Source organism: Streptomyces sp. NPDC006691, from assembly GCF_042869955.1.
Lineage (GTDB): Bacteria > Actinomycetota > Actinomycetes > Streptomycetales > Streptomycetaceae > Streptomyces.
Genome location: NZ_JBIAGW010000025.1, coordinates 60,351 through 77,997 on the forward strand (window position 1 = coordinate 60,351; position 17,647 = coordinate 77,997).

Annotated in this window: 12 protein-coding genes; 5 read left to right on the forward strand and 7 right to left on the reverse strand. The window is 71.2% G+C overall.

From position 1 onward, the window contains the following. Positions 1-2: 2 nt before the first annotated feature. The 3 genes from coaE to rpsA form a co-directional block, all read right to left on the reverse strand. Complete coding sequence (gene coaE / locus ACFYNP_RS34320; RefSeq protein WP_388791108.1) at positions 3-602, reverse strand: dephospho-CoA kinase; 600 nt, start codon at positions 600-602, stop codon at positions 3-5. Positions 603-763: 161 nt separating this feature from the next. After that, positions 764-1,702 carry a PAC2 family protein gene (locus tag ACFYNP_RS34325; RefSeq protein ID WP_161246415.1) on the reverse strand — a complete coding sequence of 313 codons (939 nt, stop codon included), beginning with the start codon at positions 1,700-1,702 and terminating at the stop codon, positions 764-766. Between the two features lie 259 nt (positions 1,703-1,961). After that, on the reverse strand, positions 1,962-3,461 hold the full coding sequence (gene rpsA, locus ACFYNP_RS34330; RefSeq protein ID WP_100574468.1) for a 30S ribosomal protein S1: 1,500 nt from the start codon (positions 3,459-3,461) through the stop codon (positions 1,962-1,964). A 374-nt stretch (positions 3,462-3,835) separates the two neighbouring features. Between rpsA and ACFYNP_RS34335 the strand changes: the two genes are divergently transcribed. Beyond that, positions 3,836-4,675 carry a class I SAM-dependent methyltransferase gene (locus tag ACFYNP_RS34335; RefSeq protein WP_388791110.1) on the forward strand — a complete coding sequence of 280 codons (840 nt, stop codon included), beginning with the start codon at positions 3,836-3,838 and terminating at the stop codon, positions 4,673-4,675. A gap of 184 nt (positions 4,676-4,859) precedes the next feature. Continuing rightward, positions 4,860-7,355, forward strand: a complete 2,496-nt coding sequence (gene hrpB, locus ACFYNP_RS34340) for an ATP-dependent helicase HrpB (protein ID WP_388791112.1) — start codon at positions 4,860-4,862, stop codon at positions 7,353-7,355. Positions 7,356-7,414: 59 nt separating this feature from the next. Here hrpB and ACFYNP_RS34345 read toward each other — a convergent pair whose 3' ends face one another. The 4 genes from ACFYNP_RS34345 to polA form a co-directional block, all read right to left on the reverse strand. Continuing rightward, positions 7,415-8,410, reverse strand: a complete 996-nt coding sequence (locus ACFYNP_RS34345; protein WP_388791114.1) for a DUF3068 domain-containing protein — start codon at positions 8,408-8,410, stop codon at positions 7,415-7,417. 116 nt (positions 8,411-8,526) lie between these two features. After that, entirely contained in the window at positions 8,527-8,682 is a 156-nt protein-coding gene (locus tag ACFYNP_RS34350; RefSeq protein ID WP_107488360.1) for an SPW_0924 family protein, read from the reverse strand. A 136-nt stretch (positions 8,683-8,818) separates the two neighbouring features. Continuing rightward, positions 8,819-10,540 carry a lytic transglycosylase domain-containing protein gene (locus ACFYNP_RS34355; RefSeq protein ID WP_388791116.1) on the reverse strand — a complete coding sequence of 574 codons (1,722 nt, stop codon included), beginning with the start codon at positions 10,538-10,540 and terminating at the stop codon, positions 8,819-8,821. A gap of 439 nt (positions 10,541-10,979) precedes the next feature. Continuing rightward, positions 10,980-13,694, reverse strand: coding sequence for a DNA polymerase I (polA, locus tag ACFYNP_RS34360; protein WP_388415387.1), 2,715 nt, complete (start codon positions 13,692-13,694; stop codon positions 10,980-10,982). A 243-nt stretch (positions 13,695-13,937) separates the two neighbouring features. Between polA and ACFYNP_RS34365 the strand changes: the two genes are divergently transcribed. The 3 genes from ACFYNP_RS34365 to ACFYNP_RS34375 all read left to right on the forward strand — a co-directional run bounded on the left by ACFYNP_RS34365 (position 13,938) and on the right by ACFYNP_RS34375 (position 17,397). Next, positions 13,938-16,229 (forward strand): FdhF/YdeP family oxidoreductase, encoded by a 2,292-nt coding sequence (locus tag ACFYNP_RS34365; RefSeq protein WP_388791118.1) that lies wholly within the window; start codon positions 13,938-13,940, stop codon positions 16,227-16,229. Positions 16,230-16,327: 98 nt separating this feature from the next. Then, positions 16,328-16,795 (forward strand): PaaI family thioesterase, encoded by a 468-nt coding sequence (locus tag ACFYNP_RS34370; RefSeq protein WP_388415600.1) that lies wholly within the window; start codon positions 16,328-16,330, stop codon positions 16,793-16,795. A gap of 137 nt (positions 16,796-16,932) precedes the next feature. Beyond that, positions 16,933-17,397, forward strand: coding sequence for a hypothetical protein (locus tag ACFYNP_RS34375; RefSeq protein ID WP_388791120.1), 465 nt, complete (start codon positions 16,933-16,935; stop codon positions 17,395-17,397). Positions 17,398-17,647: the final 250 nt, after the last annotated feature.

A 17,647-nucleotide genomic window follows, 5' to 3' on the forward strand; every position in this document is an offset into this window, starting at 1 on the left:
CCCTAGCGACCCGCCCGCTCCACCAGCTCCGCCCACACCTTGCGGACCTGCGGTTCCAGCGCTGCCAGTGGGCCGTCGTTGTCGATGACCAGGTCGGCCACGGCCAGGCGCTGCTCGCGGTCGGCCTGGGCGGCCATGCGGGCGTCCGCCTCCTGGGGCGTCATGCCGCGCAGGCGCACGAGCCGGTCGCGCTGGGTCTGCGGGGCCGCGTCGACGACCACCACCAAGTCGTACAGCGGTGCCAGACCGTTCTCCGCCAGGAGGGGGACGTCGTGGATGACGACGGAGTCGGGTCCCGCGGCCGCTTCGAGCTCGGCGGAACGGGCGCCGACCAGCGGGTGCACGATTCTGTTCAGCGTCGCCAGCTTCTCCGGGTCGGAGAAGACGACGGCACCGAGGCCGGGGCGGTCGAGGGTGCCGTCCGCGGTCAGGATGGCGGGGCCGAACGCCTCGACCACCGCCGCCAGGCCCGGAGTTCCGGGCTCGACGACCTCGCGCGCGATCTTGTCCGCGTCGATCAGTACGGCTCCGTAGGAGACGAGCAGCCGTGACACTTCGCTCTTGCCGGCGCCGATACCGCCGGTCAGGCCCACCTTCAGCATGAGCGGAAGCTTAGGCGCCCGCCGCCGCGCGGCGCCCACCCCCTCCGAAGGCCCACCCCTTCACGAAGACGGCCGGCCACTCCGAAGGCGGCCGGCCCCGCGCCCTGACGAAGGGCTCGCGCCCTTGCGAAGGGGGTGTGCCCTTATGAAGGGGGTGTGCCTTACGCGTCGCCCTCGCGCTCCGCGAGGAAGCGCTCGAACTCGCGGCCCAGCTCTTCCGCCGACGGCAGATCCGCCGGCTCGGCGACCAGGTTGCCGCGGGACTCGGCGCCCGCGACCGCGTCGTACTGGTGCTCAAGGCCCTGCACCAGGCTGACGAGTTCCTCGTCGCCCTCGCCGATCTGACGCTCGATCTCGGTCTGGGTGCGCTGCGCCTCGGTACGGAGGCCGTGCGCAACACTGGGCAGCACCAGGCCGGTTGCCGCCGTGACGGCCTCCAGGGCGGTCAGCGCCGCGTCCGGGTAGGCCGAGCGGGCCACATAGTGCGGCACGTGTGCCGCGACGCCCAGGACGTCGTGCCCCGACTCCATGAGCCGGTACTCGATCAGGGACTCGGCACTGCCGGGCACCTGCGCCTCGTCGAACGGCGAACGGTGACCGGGCATCAGGTCCGTACGGTTGCCGTGCGGGGTGATGCCTACGGGGCGGGTGTGCGGCACGCCCATGGGGATGCCGTGGAAGTTGACCGAGAGGCGCACGCCGAGCCGCTCGACGATCTGACGGACAGCGAGCGCGAAACGCTCCCATTCGACGTCGGGCTCGGGGCCCGACATCAGCAGGAAGGGCGCGCCCGTGGCGTCCTGCACCAGGCGCACCTCAAGGGCGGGCACCTCGAAGTCCGTCCAGCGGTCGCGCCGGAACGTCAGCAGGGGGCGGCGGGCGCGGTAGTCGACGAGCCGGTCGTGGTCGAAGCGGGCCACCACCTGGTGCGGCAGCGTGTCAAGCAGCTTCTCCACGATCTGCTCACCGGTCTCACCCGCGTCGATGTAGCCGTCGAAGTGGTACAGCATGACCAGGCCTGCCGACTCCTGCGCGAGCGCCATGTCGACGACGGCGAGGCCCTTCGGCTCCCATTCGTACAAACTCTGCGGATCAAGCACGATTACCGCTCCTCCTCGTGTTCACCAGGAAGAACGACCGCCGGGACGCGAGCATTCCCGGCCACGCCGCATTCACCGGAAAGCCGTGCCCGCAGCACGTTCAACCGGCATGGCCCACCAGCGGAGTTGAGGCGAACGCCGCCCCGATGCAGCCGGGCCGCCCCTAGGGGAGCGGCCCGTCGTGAAGGCATGAAGTAAGGCCCGCCCCCCATGGGGAGCGGGCCTTACTTTCAGCTATCTACCGGCTGGGGTCAGAGCGTCAGCTCTGGCCGCCCGCCAGCTTCTCGCGCAGGGCAGCCAGCGCCTCGTCCGACGCCAGGGCGCCGGAGTTGTCGTCCGACTCCGAGGAGTACGAACCGCCGGAGACGCCCGCCGGGGCACCGGCCGGGGCGGCAGCGCCCTCGGCAGCGGCGGCCTCGTCGGCCTCGCGGGACTTGATGACCTGGGCCTGGTGCTGCTCGAAGCGCGACTGCGCCTCGGCGTACTGACCCTCCCACGCCTCGCGCTGGGTCTCGTAACCCTCAAGCCAGTCGTTGGTCTCGGGGTCGAAGCCCTCGGGGTAGATGTAGTTGCCCTGGTCGTCGTAGGACGCGGCCATGCCGTACAGGGTCGGGTCGAACTCGACCGACGCCGGGTCGGCACCGAAGGACTCGTTGGCCTGCTTCAGGGACAGCGAGATCCGGCGACGCTCAAGGTCGATGTCGATGACCTTGACGAAGATCTCGTCGTTGACCTGGACGACCTGCTCCGGGATCTCCACGTGGCGCTCGGCCAGCTCGGAGATGTGGACCAGGCCCTCGATGCCCTCGTCGACGCGCACGAACGCACCGAACGGAACGAGCTTGGTGACCTTACCGGGGACAACCTGCCCGATCTGGTGCGTACGGGCGAACTGCTGCCACGGGTCTTCCTGGGTCGCCTTCAGCGACAGGGAGACGCGCTCGCGGTCCATGTCGACGTCGAGGACCTCGACGGTGACTTCCTGGCCGACCTCGACAACCTCGGACGGGTGGTCGATGTGCTTCCAGGACAGCTCGGAGACGTGGACGAGACCGTCGACGCCACCCAGGTCCACGAAGGCACCGAAGTTGACGATCGAGGAAACGACGCCGGAGCGGACCTGACCCTTCTGCAGGGTGGTGAGGAACGTCTGGCGAACCTCGGACTGGGTCTGCTCAAGCCAGGCACGGCGGGACAGGACCACGTTGTTGCGGTTCTTGTCCAGCTCGATGATCTTCGCCTCAAGCTCCTTGCCCACGTAGGGCTGGAGGTCGCGGACGCGACGCATCTCGACGAGGGAGGCCGGCAGGAAGCCGCGGAGGCCGATGTCGAGGATGAGACCACCCTTGACGACCTCGATGACGGTACCGGTGACGATGCCGTCTTCTTCCTTGATCTTCTCGATGGTGCCCCAGGCACGCTCGTACTGAGCGCGCTTCTTCGAGAGGATCAGGCGGCCTTCCTTGTCCTCCTTCTGGAGAACCAGGGCCTCGATCTCGTCGCCGACCTTGACGACCTCGTTCGGGTCGACGTCGTGCTTGATCGAGAGCTCGCGGCTCGGGATCACACCTTCGGTCTTGTAACCGATGTCGAGCAGGACCTCGTCCCGGTCGACCTTCACGATGACGCCGTCGACGATGTCGCCGTCGTTGAAGTACTTGATCGTCTCGTCGATCGCGGCGAGGAAGGCTTCCTCGTTACCGATGTCGTTGACCGCAACCTGCGGAGTGGTGGCGGTGGTCTCGGTGCTGCTCGTCATGTGGGAAAGGGCTCCGGTTACGGACAGAAAGTCGTAGGTACTGCCACGCCGAGAGCCCGTATCGCCTCTGCAGAAGCCGGACAGCCTGGGAAGCGCCGATCCGGGTCGGTCCGGATGGCGCCTCGACAACCGAGGGGACATACAACAGATGGAAGCGCGCCTGCTACGTCTGAGGTGCGCAGGCTCGCAGCGCAACTTGTAGCATACGGGGGCAGCCGGACACGGTCAATGCGCGAAGGCGCACACCCGGGGCGGATCCCCGCATTACCGGCACAACTAAGGTTCCCCGAGGCCACGATGGGCCCCGCAGACCTCTTTCGAGAACCTTCGCGAAGACGAGGTCGCGTTCCGCGCAAACTACAACGACGGACACGATGAGCCAAGAGATCCAAGCGTACGAGTCCGAGGACGGGCCCGATTTCGAGCCGCAGGCGACCCGGCGTACCGCCGACGACACGGAGAGCAGCCGCGCCAGCCGAGGCTGGTGGGACCGCAACGCCGACGAGTACCAGACCGACCACGGAGCGTTCCTCGGCGACGACCGGTTCGTCTGGGGCCCCGAGGGCCTGGACGAGGCGGACGCCCGTCTCCTCGGCCCCGCCGATTCCCTCAAGGGCCTCGACGTCCTGGAGATCGGCGCGGGCGCGGCCCAGTGCTCACGCTGGCTGGCCGCCCAGGGCGCCCGACCGGTCGCCCTCGACCTCTCGCACCGCCAGCTCCAGCACGCGCTGCGCATCGACGGCGGCACGTTCCCGCTGATCGAGGCGGACGCGGGCGCCCTGCCCTTCGCGGACGCCTCCTTCGACCTGGCGTGCTCGGCCTACGGGGCCGTCCCCTTCGTCGCGGATCCGGTGAAGGTGTTCCGCGAGGTGCGCCGGGTGCTGCGGCCCGGCGGCCGCTGGATCTTCTCGGTCACCCACCCCATCCGCTGGGCCTTCCCCGACGAGCCGGGCCCCGAGGGCCTGTCCGTCGCGGCCTCCTACTTCGACCGCACGCCCTACGTCGAGCAGGACGACAGCGGCACCGCGGTCTATGTGGAGCACCACCGCACGCTGGGCGACCGGGTGCGGGACGTGGTCGCGGGCGGCTTCCGCCTGCACGACCTGGTCGAGCCCGAGTGGCCGTCCTGGAACGCCCAGGAGTGGGGCGGCTGGTCCCCGCTGCGCGGCAACCTGATCCCCGGAACCGCGATCTTCGTGTGCGTACGGGACTGACGCACCCGCGCGAGAAGGCATACGTGTCCGAAACCGACGCGGCCGCGCGAGAAGTGCCGACGCGCCGCCCGCTCCGCGGCGGGCGGCCCGGCCGGCCGCGCGTTACCCACGGTCAGTCATACGAGCACACCGCGCCTGTGGACGGAGCGGCGCACGGCCCGGCGGGACGTACGACACTGAGCGCATGATCCGAACCGCCGCACTCGACACCCTCCCCGTACGCGAGGCCGTGCCCGAGCTGCTCGCCGCACTCGACGGGCACGGCACCGCCGTGCTGTGCGCCCCGCCCGGCACCGGCAAGACCACCCTCGTGCCGCTCGTGCTCGCGGGGCTCCTCGGAGCCGGTCCGGTGCGCCGGGTGATAGTCGCCGAGCCGCGCCGGATCGCGGCGCGGGCGGCGGCGCGCCGGATGGCGTGGCTGCTCGGGGAGCGGACGGGCGAGCGGGTCGGCTTCACCGTGCGCGGGGAACGTTCCGTCGGCGCCGGCACCGTCGTCGAGGTCGTCACGACCGGCGTACTCCTCCAACGGCTCCAGCGCGACCAGGAGTTGAGCGGAGTCGACGTGGTCGTGCTCGACGAATGCCACGAGCGCCATCTTGACGCGGACACCGTCGCCGCCTTCCTCCTCGACGTACGGGCCGCCCTGCGCCCGGAGCTGCGGCTGCTGGCCGCGTCGGCGACGACGGACGCCGAGGGCTGGGCCCGGCTGCTCGGAGACGCGCCGGTCGTCGAGGCGGCCGGGGTCGCCCACCCCGTGGAGGTGGTGTGGGCGCCGCCCAGCCAGCCGGTCCGGCCGCCGCACGGGATGCGTGTGGACCCGGCGCTGCTCTCCCATGTGGCCGCCACGGTGCGCCGCGCGCTGGCCGAGCGGGACGGCGATGTGCTGTGCTTCCTGCCCGGCGTCGGTGAAATCACCCGCGTGGCACGGCAGTTGGGCGAGCTGCCCGGCGTCGAGGTGCTCCAGGTGCACGGCCGCGCCCCCGCCGCCGTACAGGACGCGGTGCTCGCCGGCTCCGCCGACGGCCGGCGGGTGGTGCTCGCCACCGCGGTCGCCGAGTCCTCCCTGACGGTGCCCGGCGTGCGGGTGGTCGTGGACTGCGGGCTCGCCCGCGAACCACGGGTCGACCACGCCCGGGGGCTCGGCGCGCTGACGACGGTACGGGCCTCGCAGGCCGCGGCCCGCCAGCGCGCGGGCCGGGCCGGACGCGAGGCACCGGGCGCGGTCTACCGCTGCTGGACCGAGGCGGAGCACCTCCGCCTGACCCGCTTCCCGGCACCCGAGATCAAGGTCGCCGACCTGGCCGCCTTCGCCCTTCAGGCCGCCTGCTGGGGTGACCCGTCGGCGGAAGGACTCGCCCTGCTCGACGCCCCGCCGGGCGGCGCGATGGCCGCGGCCCGTTCCGTCCTCACGGCGATCGGCGCGGTGGACGACCGGGGCCGCGCCACCGACCGGGGCGCTCGCATGGCCCGCCTCGGCCTGCACCCCCGGCTCGCCCGGGCGCTGCTCGACGGCGCGGCGGAGGTCGGCGGCCGCCGGGCCGCGGAAGTGGTGGCCCTGCTCAGCGAGGAGCCACCACGGGAGTACGGGGACGACTTGGCGGCGGCCTGGCGCACCGCGCGCCGGGGCGGCGACGGGTATGCGGCCCGCTGGCTCCAGGAGGTCCGGCGTCTGGCCTCCTCCGCCGGAAACCATCCCGAGCGCGGCTCCGACGAGTCCGCCGCCGGACTCGTCGCGGCGCTCGCGTTCCCGGAACGGGTGGCACGGGCCCGCGGCGGCGGCTCCTTCCTGATGGCGTCCGGCACCGGTGCCGAGGTGGCGCAGGGCTCGGGGCTCGCCACGGCCACCTGGCTGGCGGTGGCCGTCGCCGACCGGCCCGTGCAGGCTGCCTCGGCCCGGGTCCGGCTCGCCGCCGTCATCGACGAACAGACCGCCCGGCTCGCGGCGGGGCACCCGCCGGCGGAGGGCGAGGAGGTGCACTGGGAGGACGGTGACGTCGTCGCCCGGCGCGTGGCGAGGCTCGGCGCGATCGAGCTGTCCGTACGCCCGCTGAAGCACCCGGACGCGACGCTCGTACGGGACGCGCTGCTCGACGGCCTGGCGCGGGACGGCCTGGGCCTGCTGCGCTGGACTCGTGACGCACAGGGGCTGCGGGAGCGGCTCGCGTTCCTGCACCGGGTGCTCGGGGAGCCCTGGCCCGATGTCGCCGACGCGGCGCTGCTCGCCCGGCCCGACGCGTGGCTGGAGCCCGAGCTGTCACGGGCCCGGCGCCGGGCCGACCTCGGCCGGATCGAGGCGGGAGCGGCGCTCAACCGGCTGCTGCCGTGGGCGACCGGGGAGGCGACCCGGCTCGACGAGCTGGCCCCCGAGCGCATCCAGGTGCCGAGCGGGTCACGGATACGGGTGGAGTACGGGGGTGAACAGCCGGTCCTCGCCGTCAAGTTGCAGGAGATGTTCGGCCTGGACGGCACGCCGACGGTGGCCGGTGTGCCGGTGCTCGTCCATCTGCTCTCCCCCGCCGGCCGGCCCGCCGCCGTCACCGCCGACCTCGCGAACTTCTGGCGCGACGGCTACCGGGCGGTCCGTGCCGAGCTGCGCGGCCGCTATCCCAAGCATCCCTGGCCGGAGGATCCGACGGCGGCGGAGCCGACGCGCTTCACGAAGGCGCGGCTCAGTCGGTGAGGGGCGGCCCGGGATGAACCGGCGAGGAATCCAGGGACCGGCCCGTCCGGGGGCCCGGCTCAGGCGATGACGGGATCGAGCCGCTCGGTGACCGCGGGCGGCGGGTCGCTGGGGCGGCGGCTGCGCGCCTCCAGCCAGAGCGAGAGGGCGAGCAGCACCAGGGCGAGTCCGAGGAATCCCCAAGGGAGATAGGAGGTGAGCAGCAGGACCAGGACCCGGTTCTTCTTGACCAGGTCGACGGTGTAGTTGACGTAGTCGTCGCGCATCTTGACGTCGCCGGCGAACACGGTGACCTTGTCGCGGCCCCCGAGGAGGGTGCCGCCGCGCATCTCCTCCTGGTTGATCTCCTCACCGTTGACCGGGGCGCCGGTGACGGGGTCGATCCAGAACTTGCGGGTGGTGGTGTACCAGAGGGAGGTTCCGGTGGTCTTCTCCAGGGTGCTGGAGTCGATGCCCGGCAGCGGCATCTTCTTCGGGTACGGGACCTTGGTCCACGGGACGGTCTGCTCGAAGTAGTACACGTCGAGGCCGTGGAACTTCTGGGTGCCCTTGTAGTGGATGGGTGCGGAGGTGCGGGCCTGGAAGTCGAAGTACTCGTAGTCGCGCTTCTCGGTCAGGAAGGGCCACTTGAACTCGATGCCCTTGCGCTGCACGGGGTCGCCGTCGACCATCTCGCCGGTGGCGTGCACGGGCGCCTGGCTGTGGGCGTCGAAGATGTAGCGCTCGGGGATCTGGGAGACCATCTTGCCGTCGGGGCCCTGCACGTAGGAGAGGGTGTCCCACACCACGACGTCCTTGCCGGCGCTCTTCCCGATCTCCTTGGCCGCCTCGACGTTGCCCTTGAGCGTCTGGACGACGGTCACCTTGGGGACCGTTTTGGACTGCATGGTGGCGTAGTCGATGAGGGTGGCGTTCTTCGCTTCGAGGACCGCCTCCTGGTACTGGCTCGGCGGGATCTTCGCCAGACGCGGGAAGGCGTACCAGCGCAGCAGCGGTGACAGGGCGCCGAAGAACACGGCGAGGGCGAGCAGGACGAGACTGGCTTTGCGTCGCATGGACCTGCTCTCCTTCTGTCTGCGTCGACGGCTGCCCGCGTCGACGAGCTGTCCGCATCGACGAGCTGTCCGAGTCGGCGGGCCGCGTGGGGCGGCGGGCTGTGTGGGGCGCGGCTCTACTTGGTCTGGGTGATCTTCCCGGGGGCGCTGGGCACCGTGGTCAGCAGGGGCTTCGGCGAGGTCTTGCCCTCGGGAGCGCCGATGGCCGAGACCGTCAGGACGATGGCGAGGGCGGCGGCCAGCCCGATCGCGGCGGCTATCAGGGCACGCATGCTCGGCCTCCGGGAGCTGATGGGGCGTCAGGAGTGGGCACCGTAGCAACGCCGGGCCGAGATGAGAACACGTCGAACAGCCCCTCTGCCGTCGGACGGCGAAGGGGCTGCTGGGGGACGCGGGACCGGCGGGCGCCTAGGAGGCGGCGGCCACCTTCAGTTCGAGGGTGAGCGTGGCGCCGCCCTCGGTCGTGAGGCGGAGCAGGAACGTGCCGGTCTGGGCGTCCGCGTACATCTTCGGCAGGACCAGGAGGCCGTTGGCGTCGGTCTTCAGGTCCTTCAGTTCGCGGACCGGGTTGCCCTTGGCGTCCTTGAAGTACGGGCCCTTGTCGTTGACCTTGGGGACCTGGGGCGCGGCCTTCGGGTCGGCGTCGGCGGCCGGGGACACGATCATGGCCGCCGAGGCCGCCACACCGGAGGCGACGCCGGTCTTGTAGGTCGCCTTGACCGAGACCTGGTTGGCGAACTCGCCGGACGGCGTGGCCGTCAGTGCCTTGGCGTCGGCGCGGACCAGCCGGTCGGCCTGCCGGGCGACGACCGTCGCCTTCCACTCGACGGCGGCCAGCGTGGAGGTGGCCAGCGTGGCCCGCACGGTGAACGTGCCGGTCTTCTCGCCCGCCTTCAGGGCCGGGGCCGCGGCCGTGCCGTCGGCCGCGGTGGGCACCGTGACGGAGGTGGCGCCGCCGGCGAAGCGGGTGTCGGTGTCGCCGACGATCTCGAACTTCACCGGGACCTTCGCCATCGCCTTGCCGGACGCGTCCTTCACCCGTGCCGTCGGCCGGCCGCCGAAGGGACCGCCCGCGAACGCGGTGAGCTCGTCGGCGCCGGTGTTCTCGAACGTCGTCGCCCGCGGCACGGGCGGCGTGCTGGGGTCGCCGCCGGGCTTGGTGGGCGGCACGGGCGGTTTGACCGGCGGGACGGGCGGCTTCGGCTTGGGGGCCGGAGGCGTGGGGTCCGGCTTGGTGCTGGGCGGCGATACCGGCGGGAGAGGCGTCTGCCTGGCGGGGGTGCGACCACCGGTCGTCCGGTCACTGCGGTGGCCGGGCAGCGTGCCCGTGCCGTCGGGGACCTCGTGGGTGCCGCGCCGGTAGAAGTCGAACCAGTTGGTGACCGTGGTCAGGTACTCCTGCGACTGGTTGTAGCTCAGGATCGCCTTGTCCAGGTCGGCCTTCACCGCGACGTCGCGGCCGTTGCCGCACAGGTAGAACCCGGCCGCGAGCGCCGCGTCGTAGACGTTGTTGGGGTCCTTGACTCCGTCGCCGTTGCCGTCCTTGCCCGAGGACGCCCAGGTGGACGGGATGAACTGCATCGGGCCGACCGCACGGTCGTGCACCTTGTCGCCGTCGTAGACGCCGCCGTCGGTGTCGGTGATGTTCGCGAACCCGGCGCCGTTGAGCACCGGGCCGAGGATCGGGGTGAGCGTGGTGCCGTTGACGCTGACGCGGCCGCCGTTGGCGTGCCCGGACTCGACCTTGCCGATGCCGCCGAGGAGTTCCCAGGGCAGGTGGCAGTTCGGCCGGTCCGTGGCGAGCGTGGCCGCCGCCTTCTTGTACGCGTCGAGGACGGTGGCGGGTATCCCCTGCTGGTCACCGGTGGGCAGCGTGCCCGTCGACGCGTTCGGCGGCGGCGTCGGCGACACCAGCGGCGGAAGGTCGGTGTAGTACGGGGAGTTGCCGGAGGCCGGGGCTTCCGGGGTGGGAGTGGGCGTCGGCGTCGCGTCGGAGGCCGTCTGGTCGGTGGGGGTGCTCGCGTGCACGATCCCCGGCGCCTGCGACGCGGAAAGCGCCGCGACCGCCAACGCGGCCACCGCCGTGGTGCCCGCTCCCTTGCGCAGTCGTCGGCCCATGTGCGGTGCCATACGTCAAGTCCCTCCCCGTACTCGGCTGTCCGCGCTCCCCAGCGCGAGACTCACGTGACACTACGGCAACCAATGGCGCCATGACACCGTGGGCTGACCGGTTTTCACTGATTCGCCACCAGCGCGTCGCCGACGGGTGGGGAGGGGGCGGGCTCCGAATACCGAACGCCGTTGGTCGCTGGCGCACAAGTGCCGGACGCCAGCCGAAAGTTGAAATCGGTCATCTGTCATCCCACACCCCCCGGCTAACGCACCGCTAACGGCCACCCCGCCCCGCGTACGTCATGAGTCCGCCCCGCATACGCCCCACCCCGCACGCCCCCCACCCCGCATACACCCCACCCGGCCCGGGGACCCCCGCCCCCGGGCCGGCACAACCGGCGTACAAGGTGAGCCAAGTAGGACCAGGAGACCCCATGTGTCCAGGGGCCCAGTGGCCCTAGTGGGCCGCCGACTCCCAGTCGTGGCCCGCGCCCACCGACACGTCCAGCGGGGCGCGCAGTTCCACCGCACCCGCCATCTCGTGGCGGACCAGCGCCTCGACCTGCTCGCGCTCGCCCGGCGCGACCTCCAGGACGATTTCGTCGTGGACCTGGAGCAGCAGCCGTGAGGTGAGGCCCGCGTCGGTCAGCGCGCGGTCCACGTTCAGCATCGCGACCTTGACGATGTCGGCGGCCGTGCCCTGGATGGGGGCGTTGAGCGCCATGCGCTCGGCCATCTCGCGGCGCTGGCGGTTGTCGCTGTTGAGGTCCGGCAGGTAGCGGCGGCGGCCCAGCATCGTCTCCGTGTAGCCGGTCGCGCGGGCCTCTTCGACGGCGCGCTGGAGATAGTCGCGTACGCCGCCGAAGCGCTCGAAGAAGGTGTCCATCAGACCGCGGGCCTCGCCCGCTTCGATGTTGAGCTGCTGCGAGAGGCCGAAGGCGGACAGGCCGTAGGCCAGGCCGTAGGACATCGCCTTGATCTTGCGGCGCATCTCCGGGTCGACCTGGGTCTTGTCGACGCCGAAGACCTGGGAGGCGACCGTGGTGTGGAGGTCCTCGCCGGAGGTGAACGCCTCGATGAGGCCCGCGTCCTCGGACAGGTGGGCCATCACGCGCAGTTCGATCTGGCTGTAGTCCGCGGTGAGCAGCGATTCGTAGCCCTCGCCGACGACGAAGCCCCGCCGGATGGCGCGGCCTTCGTCGGTGCGTACCGGAATGTTCTGGAGGTTGGGGTCGGTGGAGGACAGGCGGCCGGTCGCGGCGACGGTCTGGTTGAACGTGGTGTGGATGCGGCCGTCCGTCGCGATGGTCTTGATGAGGCCTTCGACGGTGACGCGCAGTTTGGCCTGTTCGCGGTGGCGCAGCATGAGGACGGGCAGTTCGTGCTCGGTCTGGGCGGCGAGCCAGGCGAGAGCGTCGGCGTCCGTGGTGTAGCCGGTCTTGGTCTTCTTCGTCTTGGGCAGGGCCAGTTCGCCGAAGAGGACTTCCTGGAGCTGCTTGGGCGAGCCGAGGTTGAACTCGTGGCCGACCGAGGCGTGCGCCTCCTTCACGGCCTGCTGCACGGCGCCGGCGAACTGCTGCTCCATGGCTTCCAGGTGGGCGCGGTCGGCGGCGATGCCGTTGCGTTCCATGCGGGCGAGGAGCAGGGAGGTGGGGAGCTCGACGTCGGTGAGCAGTTCGGCGGCGCCGACTTCCTTGAGGCGTTCGGTGAACGCGGCGCCGAGGTCGAGGACGGCTCGGGCCTGGGTCATGAGGGCGGCGGCTTCGGCTTCGTCGTCCGCGCCGAAGGCGAGCTGGCCGTCGGCGGCGCCGGCCGGGGTGAGTTCGCGCCCCAGGTATTCGACGGACAGGGCGTCGAGGGCGAAGGAGCGGCGGCCGGGCTTGACGAGGTAGGCGGCGAGCGCGGTGTCCATGGTGACGCCGGCGATGGTCCAGCCGTGTTCGGGGAAGACCCGCATGGCGGCCTTGGCGTTGTGCATGACCTTGGGCCGCTCGGCGTCGGCGATCCAGGCGGCGAAGGCCCGCTCGTCGGCTTCGTCGATCTGGGCCGGGTCGAACCAGCCGGCCGCGCCGCCGGCGGCGGCCAGGGCGATCTCGGTGACGCTGCCGGAGCCGAGGGCCCAGGTGTCGACGGTGGCGACGCCCAGGATCTGGGTGGCGTGCTCGGCGAGCCAGGGGGCGAGCTCGCCCGCGCCAAGGACGGTGCCGTCGACCTCGACGCCGGCGGCGGGCGCCGGGGCGGTCTCGGCGTCGGCGGCGCCGGGGTCGACGGCGAGCAGGCGCTCGCGCAGCGAGGGGTTGCGGATCTCCAGGACGTCCAGGACGCCGGTGACCGCACCGCGGTCGTAGGGGGCGCGTTCCAGTTCGGCCGGGCCCTTGGGCAGCTCGACGTCCTTGACCATCTCGGTGAGGCGGCGGTTGAGCTTCACCGCGTCGAGGTGCTCGCGGAAGTTCTGTCCGGCCTTGCCCTTGACCTCCTCGGCGCGCTCGACGAGCGAGGCGAACGAACCGAACTGGTTGATCCACTTGGCGGCGGTCTTCTCGCCGACGCCGGGGATGCCGGGCAGGTTGTCCGAGGGGTCGCCGCGCAGGGCCGCGAAGTCGGGGTACTGCTGCGGGGTGAGGCCGTACTTCTCCTCGACCTTCTCGGGGGTGAAGCGGGTCAGCTCGGAGACGCCCTTGGTGGGGTAGAGGACGGTGACGTTCTCGGAGACGAGCTGGAAGGAGTCGCGGTCGCCGGTGACGATGAGGACTTCGAAGCCGGCCGCCTCGGCCTGGGTGGCGAGGGTGGCGATGATGTCGTCGGCCTCGAAGCCGTCGGTGGCGAAGCGGTCGACGTGCATCGCGTCGAGGAGCTCGCCGATCAGCTCGACCTGGCCCTTGAACTCGTCGGGGGTCTTCGACCGGTTCGCCTTGTAGTCGGGGAACTCGGTGGAGCGCCACGTCTTGCGCGAGACGTCGAACGCCACCGCGAAGTGGGTGGGCGCCTCGTCACGCAGGGTGTTCGCGAGCATGGACATGAAGCCGTAGACCGCGTTGGTGGGCTGGCCCGTCGCGGTGGTGAAGTTCTCCGCGGGCAGCGCGAAGAACGCCCGGTACGCCAGGGAGTGCCCGTCCATGAGGAGCAGGCGCGGTCGGTTGTCCGGGGTCTTCTTCGATGCTGTCTCAGCCATGCCCACGATCCTGCCACGCCCCACTGACAATCCTGGCCAGTCCCGCCCCCGGCCGCCCGGCCCGGACGCGGTGCGACCTGCCGGGCGCGGCTGTCGGTGGCGCGTGGCAGGATCGGTGGTGTACGCATCCCGCGGCCGCCTGGCTGCCCGCGGGTGCCCGCACCACAGGTCCGCACGCCGTGCCCGCCCGCCGTTCCGGTCGGCACAGCCGCACGACGTGTTCGCTCGAAGGGGAGCAGCGCCATGGCCAGCAAGCCGCCCACAGGTGATCCGGTCCAGGACGCGCCGCAGGTCGAGGCGCCCAAGCACGCGGCGGCCGGGCTGCCCGCGATCGGGCACACGCTCTTGATGGCGCAGCAGCAGATGGGGGTGCGGCGCACCGCGCAGACCTTGTTGAAGGTCAACCAGAAGAACGGCTTCGACTGTCCGGGCTGTGCGTGGCCGGAGGGCGACAAGCGGCATACGGCGGAGTTCTGTGAGAACGGCGCGAAGGCGGTGGCGGAGGAGGCGACGCTGCGCCGGGTGACGCCGGACTTCTTCGCGGCGCATCCGCTGTCGGACCTCGCCGCCCGCAGTGGGTACTGGCTGGGTCAGCAGGGCCGTATCACGCAGCCGATGTATCTGCCGGAGGGTGCCGACCGGTACGAGGCCATCACGTGGGAGCGGGCTTTCGAGATCATCGCCGAGGAGCTGACCGCGCTCGACTCCCCCGACGAGGCGCTCTTCTACACCTCGGGGCGTACCAGCAACGAGGCGGCGTTCCTGCTCCAGTTGTTCGCCCGCGAGTTCGGCACGAACAATCTGCCCGACTGTTCCAACATGTGTCACGAGTCGTCGGGTTCGGCGCTGACGGAGACCATTGGCATCGGCAAGGGCAGTGTGTCCCTGGAGGATCTGCACCGGGCCGATCTGATCGTGATCGCCGGCCAGAATCCGGGGACCAACCATCCCCGGATGCTGTCGGCGCTGGAGAAGGCGAAGTCGGCGGGCGCGAAGATCATTTCGGTGAATCCGCTGCCGGAGGCGGGACTGGAGAAGTTCAAGAACCCGCAGACACCGCAGGGCATGCTCAAGGGCGCCGCCCTCACCGACCTGTTCCTGCAGATCCGCATCGGCGGCGACCAGGCCCTGTTCCGTCTCCTCAACAAGCTGATCGTCGAGACGGAGGGCGCCGTCGACGAGCTGTTCGTGCGCGAACACACCCATGGCTTCGAGGAGTTCGAGGCCGCGGCCAAGGAGGCCGACTGGGACGCGACGCTCAAGGCGACGGGCCTGACCCGTCCCGAGATCGAGCAGACGCTCACGATGGTCCTCGCCTCGCGGCGCACCATCGTGTGCTGGGCGATGGGCCTGACCCAGCACAAGCACTCGGTGCCGACGATCCGCGAGGTCGTCAACTTCCTTCTGCTGCGCGGCAACATCGGGCGTCCCGGCGCCGGGGTGTGTCCGGTGCGCGGCCATTCCAATGTGCAGGGCGACCGCACGATGGGCATCTTCGAGCGCCCCGCGCCCGCCTTCCTGGACGCGCTGGAGAAGGAGTTCGGCTTCGCCCCGCCCCGCCATCACGGCTATGACGTCGTACGGTCCATCGAGGCGCTGCGCGACGGCAGGGCGAAGGTGTTCTTCGCGATGGGCGGCAACTTCGTGGCGGCCACGCCCGACACCGACGTCACCGAGGCCGCGATGCGCCGGGCCTCGCTCACGGTGCATGTCTCCACCAAGCTGAACCGTTCGCACGCGGTCACCGGCCGCCGGGCGCTGATCCTGCCGACGCTCGGCCGCACGGACAAGGACGTGCAGAAGAGCGGCCGCCAGTTCGTGACCGTCGAGGATTCGATGGGCATGGTGCACGCCTCCCGCGGCAACCTCACCCCGGCCAGCCCCCATCTGCTGTCGGAGCCGGCCATCGTGGCGCGGATGGCACGGGCCACGCTCGGCGCCGAATCGGCCGTCGACTGGGCGGAGTTCGAGCGGGACTACGCCGCGATCCGCGACCGCATCGCCCGGGTGGTGCCGGGGTTCGCGGACTTCAACGCCAAGGTCGCCCACCCCGGCGGCTTCCAGCTCCCGCACGCCCCGCGCGACGAGCGGCGCTTCCCGACGGCCACCGGCAAGGCCAATTTCACCGCCGCCGCGGTGGAGGCGCCCGAGCTGCCCGAGGGCCGGCTGCTCCTTCAGACACTGCGCTCGCACGACCAGTACAACACCACCATCTACGGTCTGGACGACCGCTACCGGGGCATCAAGGGCGGCCGCCGGGTCGTCCTCGTCAACCCGCACGACGCCCGTCAACTGGGCCTGGCGGACGGCTCGTACACGGATCTGGTGAGCGAGTGGAAGGACGGGGTGGAGCGGCGGGCGCCGGGCTTCCGCGTGGTGCACTATCCGACGGCGCGGGGCTGCGCCGCCGCCTACTACCCGGAGACCAATGTGCTGGTGCCGCTGGGTTCGACGGCCGACGTCAGCAACACTCCGGCGAGCAAGTCGGTGGTCGTGCGGTTCGAGCGGGCGGCCGGGGCGGGGAATGAGAGCTGAGCCCTAAGCGTTTGCTCAGTCATCTGGTATGACGGTGCGGACACAGCCGTGACGGGTGTGGACACAGCACAGTGACGCAGATGAACGGAGCCGGGCCCATGGGCGAGCAGCACAGCGTGAAGTTTCCGCAGGAAGTCGTCGAGGAGTACGCGGCCCTCGGCGTCGATCTGCCCGCCATGTTCTCCGCCGGGGACCTGGGCACCCGCATGGGCGTGCAGATCGTGGAGGCCTCCGCCGAGAAGGTCGTGGGCACCATGCCCGTCGAGGGCAACACCCAGCCGTACGGGCTGCTGCACGGCGGCGCCTCGGCGGTGCTCGCCGAGACGCTCGGCTCGGTCGGCTCGATGCTGCACGGCGGCATCTCCAAGATCGCCGTCGGGGTGGACCTGAACTGCACCCACCACCGCGGGGCGCGCAGCGGCCTGGTCACCGGGGTCGCCACTCCCGTGCACCGCGGGCGCTCCACGGCGACGTACGAGATCGTCATCACCGACGAGCAGGACAAGCGGGTGTGCACGGCCCGGCTGACCTGCCTGCTGCGGGACGCGGAGGGCCTCAAGGGCTGACCCCCGGGGCGGGGCACCGCCGCGCCACGCAGTGGTCAAGTCCCTTGGGTGGCGGGCGGGTTGAGCATGGGCATGGCCGGCGAGTCGGGCACTCGCCGGCCATTGTCACGTCGTGGGGCGCGTTCTAACGTCGAGTCATGACGAGCCGAGCGCGGCCCCGGGCACGAGTACGGATCGCATGGGCGTGCGCGACGCTCGCCGCGGCGGGAGGCCTCGCGGGATGCTCGTCCTCCGGCGACACCACCCCGCACGGCGCCCCCGCCCCGGCCGCGTCGCCCCTCAACTCGCCGTCACCGCACGCCACTTCACCGGCCGAGCTGTGCACGCATCTGATCACGTACTGGGCCAAGCAGGAGCTGGACGAGGGGCAGGGCTCGGGCCTCGACTACCAGGAGAAGGGCCTGTCCGACGGGCAGAACGCCATCCTCTTGACCACGCTGGCCGCGGCCCGCACCGAGCGCGCGGCCCACGGCGCGGCCGCCGGTGACCGGCTCATCGAGCAGCGGGCGCAGCGGGGTTGCGCCGAGCGCTATCGCAACGGGACGCCCACGACCGACCCCTGGGCGCAGACGAAGCTGCCCACCCCCTCCGGCTCGCCGTAACACAGCGTAACGATCATCGGGGTCTCGACAGGCGGGAACCGGCCCGGGGACAGCGCTCTCCCGACCAGCGCCCGACTTCCGGACGCACACCGGCCTGTCAGCAGCATGATCCCCTCAAGCCCCTTAGCGGAACTGGGTGTTCTCATCATGCGAGAAATCCCGCCTCCCCCAAATGTCCACATTGCCCGCACTGCACCGCCAAGGTTTGGCCTTGGCATAACAAGAAAGTCACATCCTGTCCCGGCTGCTC

Excerpts from the sequence above, each read along its gene's own strand:
- coaE (WP_388791108.1), bottom strand. The coding sequence starts at position 602 with ATGCTGAAGGTGGGCCTGACCGGCGGTATCGGCGCCGGCAAGAGCGAA.
- rpsA (WP_100574468.1), bottom strand. The coding sequence starts at position 3,461 with ATGACGAGCAGCACCGAGACCACCGCCACCACTCCGCAGGTTGCGGTC.
- ACFYNP_RS34335 (WP_388791110.1), top strand. The coding sequence starts at position 3,836 with ATGAGCCAAGAGATCCAAGCGTACGAGTCCGAGGACGGGCCCGATTTC.
- hrpB (WP_388791112.1), top strand. The coding sequence starts at position 4,860 with ATGATCCGAACCGCCGCACTCGACACCCTCCCCGTACGCGAGGCCGTG.
- ACFYNP_RS34345 (WP_388791114.1), bottom strand. The coding sequence starts at position 8,410 with ATGCGACGCAAAGCCAGTCTCGTCCTGCTCGCCCTCGCCGTGTTCTTC.
- ACFYNP_RS34350 (WP_107488360.1), bottom strand. The coding sequence starts at position 8,682 with ATGCGTGCCCTGATAGCCGCCGCGATCGGGCTGGCCGCCGCCCTCGCC.
- ACFYNP_RS34355 (WP_388791116.1), bottom strand. The coding sequence starts at position 10,540 with ATGGCACCGCACATGGGCCGACGACTGCGCAAGGGAGCGGGCACCACG.
- polA (WP_388415387.1), bottom strand. The coding sequence starts at position 13,694 with ATGGCTGAGACAGCATCGAAGAAGACCCCGGACAACCGACCGCGCCTG.
- ACFYNP_RS34365 (WP_388791118.1), top strand. The coding sequence starts at position 13,938 with ATGGCCAGCAAGCCGCCCACAGGTGATCCGGTCCAGGACGCGCCGCAG.
- ACFYNP_RS34370 (WP_388415600.1), top strand. The coding sequence starts at position 16,328 with ATGGGCGAGCAGCACAGCGTGAAGTTTCCGCAGGAAGTCGTCGAGGAG.
- ACFYNP_RS34375 (WP_388791120.1), top strand. The coding sequence starts at position 16,933 with ATGACGAGCCGAGCGCGGCCCCGGGCACGAGTACGGATCGCATGGGCG.